The 15249-nt window shown below is 55.1% G+C and carries 14 protein-coding genes; 2 read left to right on the plus strand and 12 right to left on the minus strand.

From position 1 onward, the window contains the following. Nucleotides 1-3: 3 nt before the first annotated feature. The 5 genes from sufU to CHH75_RS20850 all read right to left on the minus strand — a co-directional run bounded on the left by sufU (nt 4) and on the right by CHH75_RS20850 (nt 4500). The gene (gene sufU, locus CHH75_RS20830; RefSeq protein ID WP_095267240.1) at nt 4-426 is read right to left on the minus strand and encodes a Fe-S cluster assembly sulfur transfer protein SufU; all 423 of its coding nucleotides are present in this window, start codon (nt 424-426) and stop codon (nt 4-6) included. Then, nucleotides 416-1639, minus strand: a complete 1224-nt coding sequence (locus tag CHH75_RS20835) for a cysteine desulfurase (protein WP_141235872.1) — start codon at nt 1637-1639, stop codon at nt 416-418. Before CHH75_RS20835 ends, sufU begins: the two co-directional genes overlap by 11 nt. Further along, nucleotides 1636-2940 (minus strand): Fe-S cluster assembly protein SufD, encoded by a 1305-nt coding sequence (gene sufD, locus CHH75_RS20840; RefSeq protein ID WP_095267239.1) that lies wholly within the window; start codon nt 2938-2940, stop codon nt 1636-1638. Before sufD ends, CHH75_RS20835 begins: the two co-directional genes overlap by 4 nt. Before the next feature lie 22 nt (nt 2941-2962). Beyond that, complete coding sequence (gene sufC / locus CHH75_RS20845; RefSeq protein ID WP_095267238.1) at nt 2963-3745, minus strand: Fe-S cluster assembly ATPase SufC; 783 nt, start codon at nt 3743-3745, stop codon at nt 2963-2965. 278 nt (nt 3746-4023) lie between these two features. Then, nucleotides 4024-4500, minus strand: a complete 477-nt coding sequence (locus CHH75_RS20850; protein ID WP_095267237.1) for a Dps family protein — start codon at nt 4498-4500, stop codon at nt 4024-4026. 293 nt (nt 4501-4793) lie between these two features. On the opposite strand from CHH75_RS20850, the gene mtnK reads away from it, so the two are divergent. Then, a complete protein-coding gene (gene mtnK, locus CHH75_RS20855) occupies nt 4794-6014 on the plus strand; it encodes an S-methyl-5-thioribose kinase (protein WP_095399088.1) in 1221 nt (406 codons plus the stop codon). Beyond that, nucleotides 6011-7090, plus strand: a complete 1080-nt coding sequence (gene mtnA / locus CHH75_RS20860) for an S-methyl-5-thioribose-1-phosphate isomerase (RefSeq protein ID WP_095399089.1) — start codon at nt 6011-6013, stop codon at nt 7088-7090. The genes mtnK and mtnA overlap by 4 nt, the downstream gene beginning before the upstream one ends. A 253-nt stretch (nt 7091-7343) precedes the next feature. Here the strand turns inward: mtnA and CHH75_RS20865 are convergent, their stop codons facing one another. The 7 genes from CHH75_RS20865 to CHH75_RS20895 form a co-directional block, all read right to left on the minus strand. Then, on the minus strand, nt 7344-8972 hold the full coding sequence (locus CHH75_RS20865; RefSeq protein WP_095399090.1) for a PucR family transcriptional regulator: 1629 nt from the start codon (nt 8970-8972) through the stop codon (nt 7344-7346). A gap of 85 nt (nt 8973-9057) precedes the next feature. After that, complete coding sequence (locus tag CHH75_RS20870) at nt 9058-9774, minus strand: cysteine hydrolase family protein (RefSeq protein ID WP_095267233.1); 717 nt, start codon at nt 9772-9774, stop codon at nt 9058-9060. Further along, nucleotides 9771-10208 carry a cupin domain-containing protein gene (locus tag CHH75_RS20875; RefSeq protein ID WP_095267232.1) on the minus strand — a complete coding sequence of 146 codons (438 nt, stop codon included), beginning with the start codon at nt 10206-10208 and terminating at the stop codon, nt 9771-9773. Before CHH75_RS20875 ends, CHH75_RS20870 begins: the two co-directional genes overlap by 4 nt. 20 nt (nt 10209-10228) lie before the next feature. After that, a complete protein-coding gene (locus CHH75_RS20880; protein WP_230875657.1) occupies nt 10229-11389 on the minus strand; it encodes a BMP family ABC transporter substrate-binding protein in 1161 nt (386 codons plus the stop codon). Between the two features lie 69 nt (nt 11390-11458). Continuing rightward, the gene (locus CHH75_RS20885; RefSeq protein ID WP_244908272.1) at nt 11459-12373 is read right to left on the minus strand and encodes an ABC transporter permease; all 915 of its coding nucleotides are present in this window, start codon (nt 12371-12373) and stop codon (nt 11459-11461) included. Further along, on the minus strand, nt 12370-13431 hold the full coding sequence (locus tag CHH75_RS20890; protein ID WP_095267230.1) for an ABC transporter permease: 1062 nt from the start codon (nt 13429-13431) through the stop codon (nt 12370-12372). Before CHH75_RS20890 ends, CHH75_RS20885 begins: the two co-directional genes overlap by 4 nt. Continuing rightward, a complete protein-coding gene (locus tag CHH75_RS20895) occupies nt 13428-14963 on the minus strand; it encodes an ABC transporter ATP-binding protein (RefSeq protein WP_095267229.1) in 1536 nt (511 codons plus the stop codon). The genes CHH75_RS20890 and CHH75_RS20895 overlap by 4 nt, the downstream gene beginning before the upstream one ends. Nucleotides 14964-15249: the final 286 nt, after the last annotated feature.

A 15249-nucleotide genomic window follows, 5' to 3' on the forward strand; every position in this document is an offset into this window, starting at 1 on the left:
ATATTACTGCTCTGATTCAATTCCTTTTCGCAGTGCGTTCCACGCCAGTGTTGCACACTTGATGCGCGCAGGAAACTTATTTACACCGGATAGGGCTTCAATATCCTCATATTCTTCAAACTCCACAGGTTCCCCCTGCATCAGAGCAGAGAATCGGGATGCAAGCTCAAGCGCTTCTCCGAGAGATTTGCCTTTGACGGCGTCTGTCATCATCGAAGCCGACGACATGCTGATGGAGCATCCTTCGCCTGTGTACATGGCATCGCTCACCACGCCATGATCAATCTTCAGCTGCAAGGAGATCCGGTCGCCGCAGGTCGGATTGTTCAGATCCACCGTAACGGCATCGTCTTCAAATTTCCCGCGATTTCGCGGATTTTTATAATGATCCATTATGACACGTCTATATAAATCGTCAAGTTGCATCGCCAAAATACTCCTTTGTCTGGATTAAGGCGCTCACTAATCGATCGATGTCCTCTTCTGTATTATACAGATAAAAGCTGGCCCGTGCTGTAGAACTTTCCTTGAGCCAGCGCATCAGCGGCTGACAGCAGTGGTGTCCTGCCCGAATAGCGATACCTTGCGCATCCAGTACCGTAGCGACATCATGCGGATGAACATCTCCGAGGTTAAAAGTAACGAGACCCACCTTCCGCTCGCGCGGGCCGTGCAGCCGAATCCCTTCGATTTCGGACAAGCGGTTCATCGCATATGCCGCCAGCTTCGTCTCATGCTGTTCGATCGCATCCAGACCGATCTCTTCAAGGAAATCAATGGCAGCTCCCAGGCCAACAGCACCTGCGATAATCGGCGTGCCTCCCTCAAACTTCCAAGGGAGCTCCTTCCAATTGGACTCATACAAACCGACATCGTTAATCATCTCGCCGCCGAATTCAATCGGCTCCATGCGATTCAGCAGCTCCTTCTTCCCGTACAGTGCACCGATGCCGGTTGGAGCACACATCTTATGCCCGGAAAAGGCATAAAAATCAATTCCAAGCTCCTGCACATCCACCTTCATATGCGGAGTGCTCTGCGCTCCGTCAACCACGATCACCGCTCCATGACGATGCGCAATCTCGGCAATCTGCTTCACGGGATGAACAACGCCCATCACATTGGACACATAGGCGATCGCCACGAGCTTCGTCCGGTCAGTAACCGTCTGTTCCACATCTTCTACCCGGATCGTTCCGTCCGGTTGAAGCGGGATATATTTCAGTGTGGCGCCAGTCGCGAGCGCGGCCTGCTGCCACGGAATGAGATTGCTGTGATGCTCCATTTCGGTCAAGACGATTTCATCGCCTGGACCACAAACCGAGCGTGCGTAGGACGAGGCGACCAAATTCAAGCCAACCGTAGTCCCTCGATTGAAAATAATCTGCTCAGCGCTTTCGGCATTAATAAAACGGGCGACCTTCTCCCGGGCCCCTTCATAGGCATCCGTTGCACGGCTGCCCAGCGTGTGTACGCCGCGGTGCACATTCGAGTTCTCCCACTCATAATAGCGCTTGACCGCATCGATAACCTGCCGCGGCTTCTGGGAAGTCGCGGCGTTATCGAGATACACCAGCGGATGTCCGTTGATCTCCTGATGAAGGATCGGGAACCATTCACGGACGGATGAAGGTATCATTGTCCCAGCTTCCTTTCAACAAGCCCTTGAAGCTGGTCACGGAGACCTTCAAGCGGAATTTCGCTGACAACCGGAGCCAGGAAGCCGTAGATGATCAGCGATTCTGCAACACGGCGGGAAATGCCGCGCGACATCAGGTAGTGGATTTGCTCCTGGTTAACCTGACCGACAGAAGCCGCGTGTCCTGCCGTCACATCATCCTCATCAATGAGCAGGATCGGGTTGGCGTCACCGCGCGCTTTCGGGCTCAGCATGAGCACGCGTTCGGTCTGCTGACCGTCAGCTTTCGTAGCGCCCTTCTCGATTTTGGTGATCCCGTTAATGATCGCCTGGGCTTCTTCCCTCATGACGGCACGGGTAATCATCTGAGAAGCGGAGCTTTTTCCGAAATGCTTCGCCTGTGTTGTATAGTTAATCTTCTGAGAACCGGAACCTACTGCGATGACTTTGGCATCCGAAGTGGAGCCGTTCCCTTTCAGAATGCTCATCGTATCGCTCGCGGTATCGCCGTCGTTCATCTCGCCAACGATCCATTCGATGGAGGCGTCGTTGTCGATCACAGCGCGACGGAATGTCACATCAGTTGCACCTTCAGCCAGCTGGTGAACGGTCGCGTAACGGACCTTCGCTCCGTTCTTGACAAATACCTCAACCGCTCCGTTGTGTGTGATAGGCGCAGACAGCGAATCCGAAACATAGTTGTCCACGTACGTAACCTGGCTGTTCGCTTCGGCTACAACGAGCACATGCGGCGCAAACGTTGCTTCCGCATCATCAACGAGGAAGATGGCCTGAAGCGGTGCATCCACCTCGACATTTTTAGGCACATACAGAAACACTCCGCCGTTCCAGAGCGCGGCATGCAGTGCAGCCATGCTGTGCTCGTCACGCTTCACAGCTTGATGCAGATACGGTTTCACCAGATCAGCATGCTCTCTGACCGCCGTCTGAAGATCTGTGAAAATGACGCCTTTCGCGGCCAGCTCTGGCGAGAGGCTCGCATGAACCGCACCCGAGTTGCGCTGAATGACCAGGCCGCCTTCTCTGGAGCCTGCCACCAGCTTCGCAACATGCTCCGGCAGATCGTCAAGCGAAGCAAGTGAAGCGCCCTCCTTGAATTGACCGTAGCTGTTAATCGCCCATTTCTCGATGCGTTGCTTCTCCAGCTTCGGCAGCTCAAGCTGTCCGGCCAGCTCAAGCGATTCCAGTCTGCTCTCAGTAAGCCATGCTGGCTCCTGCTTGCTTGCGGACAAAGCTTTCAAAGCTTCAGCGTTGACCGGAAGAATGGTTTGTGTAGTCATATCGTTTCCTCCTCCCGTCTATTTACGCTTCTTGTCCTACAGTTTCGTCTGTAATGCCCAGCTCTTCCTTGATCCAGTCGTATCCGTCCGCTTCCAGACGCTCAGCCAGCTCAGGACCGCCGGACTTCACGATGCGTCCTTGCATCATGACGTGCACATAATCTGGTGTAATATAGTTAAGCAACCGCTGATAGTGGGTAATAATCAGAAAACCGCGTTCTTCGGATTTCATCGCATTCACACCGTTAGCTACGATTCTCAGTGCGTCGATATCCAGACCGGAGTCGATTTCGTCCAGTACGACAATTTTCGGATCCAGCATCAGCATTTGCAGAATTTCGTTCCGCTTCTTCTCACCGCCGGAGAAGCCTTCATTAAGGTAACGGTGAGCGAACTCCGGGTTCATCTCCAGTTCCTTCATCTTGGTCTCCATCTGGCGGATAAACTTAATGAGGGAAATTTCGTTGCCTTCGCCGCGGCGTGCGTTGATTGCACTGCGCAGGAAGTCGGAATTTGTCACACCGGCGATCTCGCTCGGATATTGCATTGCCAGGAACAGGCCAGCGCGAGCGCGCTCATCCACTTCCATGTCGAGTACGTCTTCGCCATTCAGCGTTACACTGCCGTCAGTTACTTCATATTTTGGATGTCCCATAAGCGCGGATGCCAGCGTACTTTTACCAGTACCGTTCGGTCCCATAACCGCATGAACTTCTCCGCCTTTAATCTCCAGGTCGATTCCTTTCAAAATCTCTTTCCCTTCGATTGTTGCTTTCAATCCTTCAATGACAAACTTTGTTGACATGTTCGATTCCCTCCGTCGAATAGTTAGTATAGTGTGTCCTCAATTATGATAACAGGATTGGACGCCCTGATTTCATCCATATAGAACAATTACTTGTTTGTAATTATTCTAAACTGATTCTCACTGATTCTCAAGCCATTTTATAATAAAAAGTGACGTATTTCAACCGGACAAGCCGCTAACAGGGCAGGCGGCGGACTTTGCGAAATAAGAGAAACAGACCTGACCGTCCCCGGCCAGGCCTGTGATCAGGCAGCAGGATTGCTCTCCCTTGGAGCTTACCCCAAGAATGAACGAAGCATCCACATATGCTTTTCAAAGTCTGCTTTAAATCCTGTTAACATATCTGCAGTCGGAGCATCTCCGGCTTCTTCCGCCATATCGATGCCTTCCTGCAGCTCTTCCGCCACCGTAGCAAAGTCCTCGATCAGCGTTTGCACCATTTTGCGGGCATCCTCTTTGCCGGACGCTTCCTGAACGGTCGCAAGGTCCAGATAGTCCTTCATCGTGGAAGCCGGTTTGGCTTTCAGGGCCAGCATGCGCTCAGCAACCTCGTCCATTTTCAGCGTGACCTCATTATACAATTCCTCAAATTTCTCATGCAAAGCATAGAACTGCTCACCGGTTACGTACCAGTGGTAATGATGGAGCTTCACATACAGCACGTTCAAGTTAGCCACCTGCTGATTCAGCAGCTGTTCAATTCCCGAGCTTTTGGTTTTGCCTGCCGATTTGTTCGAAGAAGCTTTCGCCATGGTTTATCCCTTCCTTTTTATAAAGTGGTACATCCCTACTCGCAGAATGAAGGTTCAGCGGCCAGGGATTGCTCACGATATTCTTCCCGGCGCCCGAAGTCTATTTCCTGATCGTTCCTTACATGCCGAGAGTCTAATTATAGCATACCCGTTCGCCAATGTTTCGAATCAAAGCGCATCCATTCGCCAATATCCAAAAAAATATACAAAAACCGCGAAAAAACGTTATACTACTAATACCAAGCACATAAGTTGGCTTTAATTTCTTCTATCATATTTGGGGGTGACAGTTTATGTCTGCATATCATCCGCTCACCGCGGAAGAAGCTATACAGCTGGCCAAAAGTTTACCGGGCCGTTTCCCGGATCAAGCCGAACTTGAATGCCGGGAAATCGGCGATGGAAATTTGAATCTGGTGTTTCATGTCACCGCCAAGCATTCGGATCACAGCCTCATTATTAAACAGGCGGTTCCTTATGCCAAAGTCGTCGGTGAATCCTGGCCGCTATCGCTTGACCGGGCTCGCATCGAACGCGAGGCGCTCGAAATGGAGCATTCACTCTGCCCGGCTCTCGTTCCCGAAGTGTACGGTTATTCGGACGAGATGGCATACACGATCATGGAGGATCTGAGCGAATATACGATTATGCGCAAAGGTCTGATTGAAGGAAACAGCTATCCGAAGTTTGCGGAGCATATCGGCGAATTCCTTGCCAGAACCTTGTTCTATACTTCCGATCTCGGCATGAACCAGCAGAAGAAGAAGGAGCTTGCCGGACGCTTCATAAATCCGGATCTGTGCAAGATTACAGAGGATCTGATCTTCGAGGATCCTTACCGGGATTCTCCGAACAACAGCTACCCGGACAGCATCGCAGATGAAGCCGAGGCGCTGCGCGGCGATACCGAATTGCATTTTGAAGTGACGCTGCTGCGGCACAAGTTCCTCACGCAAGGACAAGCCCTTCTCCATGGGGATCTCCATACCGGAAGCATCTTCGTAAGGGCGGAGTCCACCAAGGTGATCGATCCGGAGTTTGCCTTCTTCGGCCCGATGGGCTTCGATATCGGGGCAGTTATCGGCAATCTGCTATTGAACTACGCCGCCACACCGGGCTGGGCTGCCGATCCGAAAGCGCAGCAGCTCCGGGAGCAGCGGCTTGTGCAGATGTCGCAGGATGTATGGAACCATTATGAGCGGAACTTCCGGCAGCTATGGAATGCAGACCTGCTGGATGAAATGTCCCGCACGCCGGGGTATCAGGATCATTACGTCCTGCAGGTGCTGCAGGATGCCGCAGGCTATGCAGGCTGCAAAATGATCCGCCGTATCGTCGGTTTGTCCCACGTTATCGATATTGATACCATTGCAGACGCTACCGCCAGGGAAGCGGCACAGCGCAAGGCGCTGGCCATCGGTAAAAATCTCGTTCGTCATCATCGCAGTATCAAGTCCATCGATGATGTGATTGAACTCGTTAAACAAGCATCAGGAAATGAGGTTTCGATATGAGCTATACATCTGCAGGCCAGACCCACACCTATGAACCTTTAAGCTCCGTCTCCTGGGGCGGCGACCATCTGATTCTGCTGGATCAGCGCCTGCTGCCTGAGGACATCGTTTATCTCAAGCTGTACACCCCCGAGGAAGTATGGGAAGGCATCCATTCCATGAAGGTCAGGGGAGCTCCTGCAATCGGGATAGCCGCTGCCTTCGGCGTCGTGCTCGGAGGCCTTCAATATGCCGGAGACCAGCCTGGCGAATGGCTGCAGCAGGTGCGGACCACATGCGATTACCTTGCTACATCGCGACCGACAGCCGTTAATCTGTTCTGGGCTCTGGACCGCATAAAGCTGACTGCCGAGAAGCTGGCCGAGACCCTATCGGACCGCACCGCCTTGAATGCTGCACTTCTGGCAGAGGCTGAAGCGATTCGCGCGGAAGACGAAGACGTCTGCCGCCGCATCGGAGAGAACGCTCTGCCGCTGTTCAAGGATGGCATGGGCATCCTTACGCACTGCAATGCGGGCGGTCTGGCTACGGCCAAGTACGGCACCGCGCTTGCACCGATGTACCTTGCCCACGAGCAGGGCATGAACATCAAGGTGTTCGCCGATGAGACAAGACCCGTGCTCCAGGGCGCCCGCCTGACGGCATTCGAGCTTCAGCAGGCCGGCATTGACGTCACCCTGCTCGCCGACAATATGGCAGCCATGGTCATGTCCAAGGGCTGGGTGCAGGCTGTCATCGTCGGCACGGATCGCGTAGCGGCCAACGGTGATGTCGCGAACAAGATCGGCACCTACGGCCTGGCCGTGCTGGCCAAGGCTCACGGCATCCCGTTCTATGTGGCCTGCCCGCTGTCTACCATCGATCTGAACACCAAGACCGGTGCGGATATTCCGATCGAGGAACGCCCGGCTGAAGAGATTACCGAAGGTTTTGGCAAGCGGACTGCACCTCATGGCGTCAAGGTCTACAACCCGGCCTTTGATGTAACGCCTAATGAATATGTAACGGCAATCATTACCGAAAAAGGCATGGTGCAGGCTCCATACAGCGAGAATCTCAAGAAGCTGTTCGAGTAGCGCCATTGCTGACCATTTCAGCGGCCAGCCGCTGCCGCGCTCCGGCTGGCTGCCAAGGATTGAAGCGTCATCTTGAACGCAGAATGATACCGTTATAAATAAAGAAGCCCTCCTTTGCTTAATCGCGGGTTATCCCGGCCATTAGTAAAGGAGTGGCTTTTTTTTGCGTATGCAGAACATAAAGCATTTCTTGACACAAGCCCCCGCAGCATTCTGCCACGTTGTATGGTTAGCTGCTGCGATGGCTGTTTCATTAATTCAGCTCCTGGATCTCTTCCAGCTTCAGCGCCAGCTGAAGCATCAGCTTCGTCTCCGGATCATCCAGCCTCAGTCCAAGCTCGCTGCGGATCCGTTCGAGCCGGTAGTTGACCGTGTTGTAATGCACGAACATCCGCTCCGCCGTTTCCTTCGCATTGCAGTTGCACTGGAAGTATGTCCGCAGCGTAGACAGCAGCGCTCCGCTTTGCCGCGTGTCCAGCTCCAGCAGCGGCTGCAGATACATCCGCTTGTATACCTCAAGTTCATCGCTTCCCTGAAGCCGGTAGAGCAGCAGGTAGAGGCCCAGATCGCCGAAGCGGACCACCGTATCGCTTAGGCGGCAGACGCTGCGAACTTCGGCTGCGCGTCTGGCATCCTTGTAACTGTTAGGCACAGCCCCGGTACCAACAGCTTCCCGGCCCAGGCACAGCGCCTCAGCTTCTCCGGGCAGCGCTGCCTGCAGCATATCCCATGCTTGGCGGATGAGCCGCTCCGGCACCCCGGCTTCGCCTTGCTCGTGACGAAAGGTAAGGAGAACGACAAGCGCCCCTTCCAGCACCGTCCATTTCACCGCATTTTTGTACAGAGCACTCTCATCATTTAGCCGTTTGGCGATGGCTTGCAGCTTCTTGACATCCGCTTTGACGCTTCGCATCGCCGCGACACCAATCACATAGGCAGCCCCGCGCTCCAGCGGCCATCCACAGGCCTCTGCGCGCAGCCGCAGATCAACAGAGGAGACCACCCTTCCGCTGATCCAGTCCTGAAGAAACTGGTCGAAATATTTGGCTTCAATCGTCTTTCTTGCCTGCATATTGCTGATCTCGAAGCCAAGCAGACGCCCGGCCCAGGTTACAGTGAGCGCATCCACCGGCCCATAGTTGCTGCCATCCTCGATGATAAGCAGCAGGAAGGATCTTGGGCCATCATCGGATACCGCAGTCACATGAACGCGGAGCTGGCGCTCTCCCATGCGCAGAAACTGCGTCTCTGCCATCGGCTCTCCCCTCAAACCGCTCCATGCCTCCTCATTAATCTGAACACACCAGTCCTCGGCGGCAGGGGAAGCCGTCCAGCGGTTCTCGGGGTCCAGCAGGGCGACCGGATGCTTGATCATAAGCTGTAGATGATTCAGAAATGCAGGAAGCCCATCCCCGTGCAGCAGCACGTGGGACAGGCGTTGAACGCGGCCCTGAAGAATCGATAAATCTCTCGATTCCGCAACAAGCACGCGCTCCATCACTTCACGAACAACATCGGAAAAGGTCGTAGCCGGGGGGAGTTCAATGAGCGGAATACCGTACTGATCAGCTGCCCGAATCGCCGCCTCGGGTACGGCATCCAGAAACCGCTTCGTCTTGATGCCAAGCGCAACCACACCCTTCTGCTTCAGCTGGGCAATCAGCGTAACCAGGGCGTTCGGATCCTCCTTGAACGGATATCCGGTCGTCATCAGGAATTCACCCGGTCTGACCCAATCGACCACGTCCGGCACTTCCATCACGTTGACACGGCTGATCGGCACGTCCAGCCCGGCATCTCCGCCAAGCAGCGCTGCATCCTCAAAATGAGGCACACCGAATAAATCCCTGACCGTAAATGCATCACGCATACCGTATTCCATATCATCCTCTCCCCTTCCAAGCTTCGCTAAGTTGTCATCTTAATGCGTGCGGCATCCACCTTTTCTAATCCATGCTCTGCCTCGTTCAACCGATCGCGGACATGAACGCAGCGCTGGCTGCCGTCCAGCCGAATATGCCGCCTTGCTGCCTGACCATATGAAGAGCTGCCTCATGATCGGCCGGATCAAAAGCCGCCGTCGCATCCTCCAGCACCAGACACCGGTATCCCCGGTCATTGGCTTCCCGCAGCGTTGTATGCACACAGACATGGGTTGTCACGCCGCACAGCACCAGATACTCGATCCGCCTTGCCTCCAGGAGATCCTGCAAATTCGTGGCATAGAAGGCGCCCTTCCCCGGCTTGTCTATCACGGGCTCACCTTCGGTCGGATACAGCTCCGGAATAATGTCATGCCCAATCTCACCCCGGACAAGAATACGTCCCATCGGACCAGGGTCACCGATGCCCGCGCCTTGCTTTCGGCTTCGCTCAAGCTTGGCGGGCGGACAATCGGATAGGTCCGGAAGATGCCCCTCGCGGGTATGCATGACCGTCAGCCCCGCTGCCCGGGCTGCCGCAAGCACAGCCTGGACCGCCGGGATGATGCGCCGGGCCGGTGTGACGTCATTGCCAAGGCGTTCGCCGAAACCACCGGGTGCGCAAAAATCATTTTGCATATCAATGATGATGACTGCCGTACGCGCCGGGTCGAATGGAAAAGCATACGGCAGAGCGGTTTCGATCACCTTTTCCGTTATCAAGCCTGTCACTTCCGTCCCCACCCCTCCGGTGCGCTTCATCGTCTCAAAACCTCGGCAAGATCCGCCGGAACCAGCGTCGTGCCGAAGAACCGATTCGGGGGCACTTCCGCTTCTGCCGGAACGAAGATGCTGATTTGCTCGGAAGGCTCGTCGCCGTCATTGGCCACAGAATGGACAACCCCTGCCGGCACATGGAACGTATCTCCGGCCCGGTAACATTGCCACTCCCCATTGCAGAGCAAGCGCACCTTCCCGGCTGTGATATGAATAATCTCGGCAACATCATGATAGTGAGGGAGAACGGCGCCCCCGACGCCAATCTTCTCCCATAGCACCGAATTCATTCGTATACCGAGCTCATCTGCTTCCTTGGCAGACACAATCTCGCGATGATACAACGCTACGTGATCCGGCATGAGCGCCCAAGGCATCTCTTCCGCTGTTCGCACTTCTGTCTTCCTGCTCTTCTCCATAGAAATCACGTCCTTGTCGCTTATTTCGGAATGCTGCCGATGACGCCTTCGACCAAATAATCCGTCGCTTCCAATTCCTCTGCATCCGGCTCCGCTCCCTCTTCGATCTTCACGTTTCCTTCCTGATCCTTCACCGGTCCGGCGAACGGATGCAGCGTCCCGTCAATGATCGCCTGCTTCTGCTCCAGCACGTAGGTCCGAACGTCCTCCGGCACGCTCGCTCCGAAATCTGTCAGCTGCACAACATCATCCTTCAGCATCCCGCGATATTTGCCATCATAGATACTGCCCTTGAAGCTGCCGTCAATCGCGGTCCGGGTCATATCCACAAACAGGTCCGACCAGTTCCAGACAGATCCCGTCAGCCATCCTTCCGGCGCCAGTGCCGAGGCGTCCGTATGGTAGCCGACCGACATCACCCCGCGGCGCTCGGCCGTTTCGATCACGGTCTTCGTGCAGTCCTGATGCTGGCCAAGCACGTCAGCGCCTGCATCGATCAACGAGTTGGCCGCATTCGCCTGCTGACCCGGGTCGCACCAGCTGCCGGTAAATACGACAGAGGTCGTTGCATCCGGATTGACCGACTGCGCTCCAAGCTGGAATGCATTCACATTCAGCAGCACCTGCGGAATCGGCACGGAGACGATGAAACCAAGCTTTCCGGTTTTGGACATTTGCGCTGCCGTTACACCTGCCAAATAATTCGGTTCCCATATCGTGCCGAAGTAAGTGCCGAGATTATCAGCCGTCTTCAGCCCGCCCTGGTGAAAGAACGCAACGTCCGGGTGGCGCTTAGCCACGTTCAGACTTGGCTCCAGATGACCGTACGAGGTCGGGAAAATGATCTTTGCCCCGTTCTTGATCATCTGCTCCATCACCCGCTCGGCTTCAGCCGTTTCCGGCACGTTCTCCGAGCGGAGCACCTTCATGTCAGGGAAGGCCTGCTCCACAGCTTCGCTGCCGATATACGCCGCCTGATTGTAGCCATGATCATCCTTCGTTCCTACGAAAATAAATCCGATCGCGGAACCGCCGGTTCCCGGAGCAGCCGCTTCGCCACCCTCTGCAGCCCCGCTTGGGCTCGGCGCAGCTCCCGGCTGGCTGCATGCGCTCACCAGCATGGACAAGGCCAGGACACCTAACATCAAGGTTGTACGGAATGCTTTTCGTGTATGGTTCATTGTTCTGTTTCCCCCTTAAAATATCGAAATGGTTAAGTAGCTTCCTGCGCCAATAACTAGCGGATAGCGCTAGCGAGCGCCGTCCCCGGCAAAAACCTTACCCAGTGATTCCGGCATCAAGCTTCGCTGCTTGCGCTCCACAATCAGCAGTGCTGCCAATGTGAGCAGGTAAGGCACCATGAACAGGAAGAACGGCGAGATCGGCAGGCCTTGCTGCTGCACCGTCAGCTGAAGCGCCTGGGCCGCCCCGAACAAATACGCGCCGAGCATCGCTCTGGCCGGCATCCATGAAGCGAAGATCACCAGCGCCACCGCTACGACGCCGCGTCCCTGTGTCATATTCTCCACCCAGCTATGGGTAAAGGCGACGGACAGCTGGACACCTCCCACGCCTGCCAGAAAACCTCCGGCCAGCACCGCCAGGTAACGAACCAGCTTCGGATTAATCCCGCTGGCAAACAACACCTCCTGACGCTCTCCGGTCGCTCTCAGCACGATGCCAAGCCGCGTCCGGAATAGCACGTACCACAGACATGGGACGAACAGGATCGCCAGATAGGTCAGCGGATCATGATTGAACAATATGCCGCCGATGAACGGAATGTCCGACAGAAACGGAATGGGGACGGGATTGAAGCCCACGATCTGCTCGCTGACGAAACCCCGGCCCAGAAACGAGGTCACCCCCATGCCGAAGAACATAATCGTCAAGCCTGTTGCCAGCTGGTTCGCTCCGCAAGCGAGAACCAGGAAGGCATGAATCGCGGATATGAGCATGCCCGCAATGCCGCCCGCCAGCACGCCAAGCCAAGGATTGCCGGTCCAGACCGTGACGGCGAATCCGCCGAGCGCGCCGCACAGCATCGAGCCTTCGGTCCCCAGGTTGATCACGCCCGCCCGCTCGGATATCAGCTCCCCCTGCGAGGCCAGCATAACCGACGTTCCCGAACGGATCGCCCCTGTTAAAATATCTGCAATCATCATGAAGACCTCCTTCCGCTGCCGAGTATGAAGAACAGTACGAGCCCCATCAAAATATGGACAGACGATGCGGGCAAGCCGGAAGCAATCTCCAGTGTGTTGCCCGCCACGCTGATCATCCCGAGAATAAATCCGGTCAGAACGATCCGAAGCGGATGGTTCCAGGCCATCATCGCCGCCAAAAATCCAAGATAACCGTAGTTGACACCGGTGGAAGCCCGCAGCCGGCCTTCGATGCCGGCGATTTCGATCATCCCGGCAATGCCGGCAAGCATCCCGCCTGCGACGAGCACCCAGAAGTAGGTGCGGTTAATGCGGAAGCCCGCTCGTTCGGCTGCAAACCGGTTGCTGCCGATAACGCGAATGCGAAATCCAAGTCTTGTTCGCGCAAGCACATACCAGGTGACCGCCGCTAGCACCAGCGCAAGGAGGATGCCGACATGGAGCCTCGTGCCGTTGACGACCGGCAGCCGCAGCGATGATGCGATCTCCGGCGAGAAGGGCCAGTTGAACGAGTTCGGATCCTTGAGCAGCCCATGCACGAAAAAGCCAACGGTAAACGCCGCAACATAATTGAGAAGCAGGCTCGTAATCGTCTCATTCAGCCCGCCCTTCACTTTGAGCAGGGCCGTAACGGCGGCCCATAAGCCCCCGCCAAGCGCGCCTGCAAGCAGCATCAGCGGAATGCCGAGCGCGGCCGGCATCGCATCAAGGTAGAATACAGCAAACCAGGTTGAGAACAGCGCGCCGATGGCCAGCTGACCTTCACCGCCCACATTCACCAATCCCGCCTTAGCCGGAAGCGCAGCCGCCAGGCCCGTCAGAATAAATGGCGTCGCCTTCAGCAGCACCTCGCCAAAACCATACAGGTCACCGAACGTGGATTGAATCATCGAAATATAGAGTGTGACAGGGTTGACGTTGTGAAATAACAGGAAGAGTCCGAACACAACAAATGGTGCCAGCATCAGCGCTGTCTTCAGGGCGGCCGGCTTCCAACGGTTTCCGCGAGTCATCCCATTCGCCGGGGACAGAGCCGCGGCTCCAGCTTGTTGTTTCATGCGGATTCTCCTTTCAGCATGCGTTCTCCGATCCTCGATACGTCGGTCTCATGCGTATCGTACGGGCCCAGCAGCTTCTTGCCGCTAAGTACCACCAAGCGGTCCGACAGCTTGAACAGCTCATCCAGATCTTCGGAGAACAGCAGCACCGCCGTCCCCTGCTTAGCCAGCTCAATTAGCTGCTGCTGGATCGTACGAGTTGTACCGATGTCCAGCCCGCGGCTGGGGTAGCTAATAATCAAAATGTCCGGCTTGCGGATCAACGCCCGGGAAAGCACCATTCGCTGCACATTGCCTCCAGACAGCTGATCCGCCCTTCTGCTCCCGTCGGCAAGTGCAAGCGCCCTGGCTTCCTCGCTGTCTTCCAGCAGTTTTTGCGCGCGGGCCCAGTCGATATTGGCCCCTTTGACAGGCGCCTCAATGCCATCGAGTATCATATGCTCCAGAATAGAGAAGCCAGGGATGACGGATTCCTTGATAGGATCCTCGGATACGAAGGTCACTCCGGCTTCCATGAATTCCTTCGTTGACGCATCGTTCATCACAGCCGAAGCGATGGTCAGCTCACCGGTGCCCAGCTTCCTGAGTCCAAACAGCACTTCTGCCAGTTCCCGCTGGCCGTTGCCTGAAATCCCTGCTACACCGGTAATCTCGCTCTTCCGAAGCGTCAGGTGAACGCCCTCCAGCACCGGCTCCCCATGATCTCCTCGAATTGTGCCGTCCTTAAGCTGTAATATAGGCTCGCGTTCTTCCCCGTGCATCCCTTGCTTCGTCACCGGGTTTAACGTTTTCTCCCCCATCATGGCGGAGATCAGTTTATCGCCGTCCCCGCTGTCCACCTGATCAGACTGGTATACCATCCGGCCGGCCCGCAGAACAGACACCTGATCGGCGCAGGCCAGCACCTCGTTGATCTTGTGGGTGATGAGCAGGATGCCGTAACGGTCCTTGCGGAGTTTATCCAGCATATCCAGAAACTTCTCCACTTCCTGAGGCACAAGCACGCTGGTCGGTTCGTCAAAAATGATGACCCTCGTTCCCGGCGCCAGCAGCACTTTCACAATTTCCAGACGCTGTCGCTGCCCGAGGTCCAGCTGCCAGACATAGGCGTCAGGGTCCACCGCCAGTCCGTATTTGCGCGATACTTCAAGAATCCGGGCCCGGAGCTGCTTTCGCCGCAATGCAAAACCTGATTCTACCGCGAGCGCAATCGACTCCAGTACGGTCATAGCCGGAATCAGGCGAAAATCCTGAAACACCATACCGATCCCTTTCGCTCTCGCCCGGCTTGGCGGATATAGTACGGCCGGCTCCCCATCCATCAGAACGGTTCCTTCGTCCGGTTCGTATACGCCATACAACATTTTCATGAGCGTGCTCTTGCCCGCGCCGTTCTCACCAAGGATGGCATGAATTTGACCAGGCCGGACTTCCAGATCAATTCCCTCGTTGGCTGTCAGAGAACCGAAACGTTTCGTAAGACCGGCGGCTCGGAGCAAATAGGCAGGTTTCACGGGATGATCAGTTTTCATTCGAACCGCCTCCTTTTATATGTCATATTAACTAACACTTATAATCACTTATCTTCACTTCCTCAAGTATAATACAGCTTTCTATCAATTTCTTTAGCAAATATTTATATAAATCCGACTACTATTTTGTTTTTTGTACACATAAGTACCTCGTATGTTACATATTATGTTATATATTACGAATAAAAAGGCTCCTCTCACTTGAGCATGAGAAGAGCCTATTCAGTCGTTCAACTCGATCCCTCTGTCTCCGGAGGTCCAACACAGCCCTTATAAATAATCCACA

The organism is Paenibacillus sp. 7541, assembly GCF_002276395.1.
Classification (GTDB): Bacteria; Bacillota; Bacilli; order Paenibacillales; family Paenibacillaceae; genus Paenibacillus_AQ; species Paenibacillus_AQ campinasensis.

Coding starts and splice junctions, on each gene's coding strand:
- sufD (WP_095267239.1), bottom strand. CDS start 2,940: ATGACTACACAAACCATTCTTCCGGTCAACGCTGAAGCTTTGAAAGCT.
- sufC (WP_095267238.1), bottom strand. CDS start 3,745: ATGTCAACAAAGTTTGTCATTGAAGGATTGAAAGCAACAATCGAAGGG.
- mtnA (WP_095399089.1), top strand. CDS start 6,011: ATGAGCTATACATCTGCAGGCCAGACCCACACCTATGAACCTTTAAGC.
- CHH75_RS20865 (WP_095399090.1), bottom strand. CDS start 8,972: ATGGAATACGGTATGCGTGATGCATTTACGGTCAGGGATTTATTCGGT.
- CHH75_RS20890 (WP_095267230.1), bottom strand. CDS start 13,431: ATGAAACAACAAGCTGGAGCCGCGGCTCTGTCCCCGGCGAATGGGATG.
- CHH75_RS20880 (WP_230875657.1), bottom strand. CDS start 11,389: ATGAACCATACACGAAAAGCATTCCGTACAACCTTGATGTTAGGTGTC.
- CHH75_RS20835 (WP_141235872.1), bottom strand. CDS start 1,639: ATGATACCTTCATCCGTCCGTGAATGGTTCCCGATCCTTCATCAGGAG.
- mtnK (WP_095399088.1), top strand. CDS start 4,794: ATGTCTGCATATCATCCGCTCACCGCGGAAGAAGCTATACAGCTGGCC.
- sufU (WP_095267240.1), bottom strand. CDS start 426: ATGCAACTTGACGATTTATATAGACGTGTCATAATGGATCATTATAAA.
- CHH75_RS20870 (WP_095267233.1), bottom strand. CDS start 9,774: ATGAAGCGCACCGGAGGGGTGGGGACGGAAGTGACAGGCTTGATAACG.
- CHH75_RS20850 (WP_095267237.1), bottom strand. CDS start 4,500: ATGGCGAAAGCTTCTTCGAACAAATCGGCAGGCAAAACCAAAAGCTCG.
- CHH75_RS20875 (WP_095267232.1), bottom strand. CDS start 10,208: ATGGAGAAGAGCAGGAAGACAGAAGTGCGAACAGCGGAAGAGATGCCT.
- CHH75_RS20885 (WP_244908272.1), bottom strand. CDS start 12,373: ATGATGATTGCAGATATTTTAACAGGGGCGATCCGTTCGGGAACGTCG.
- CHH75_RS20895 (WP_095267229.1), bottom strand. CDS start 14,963: ATGAAAACTGATCATCCCGTGAAACCTGCCTATTTGCTCCGAGCCGCC.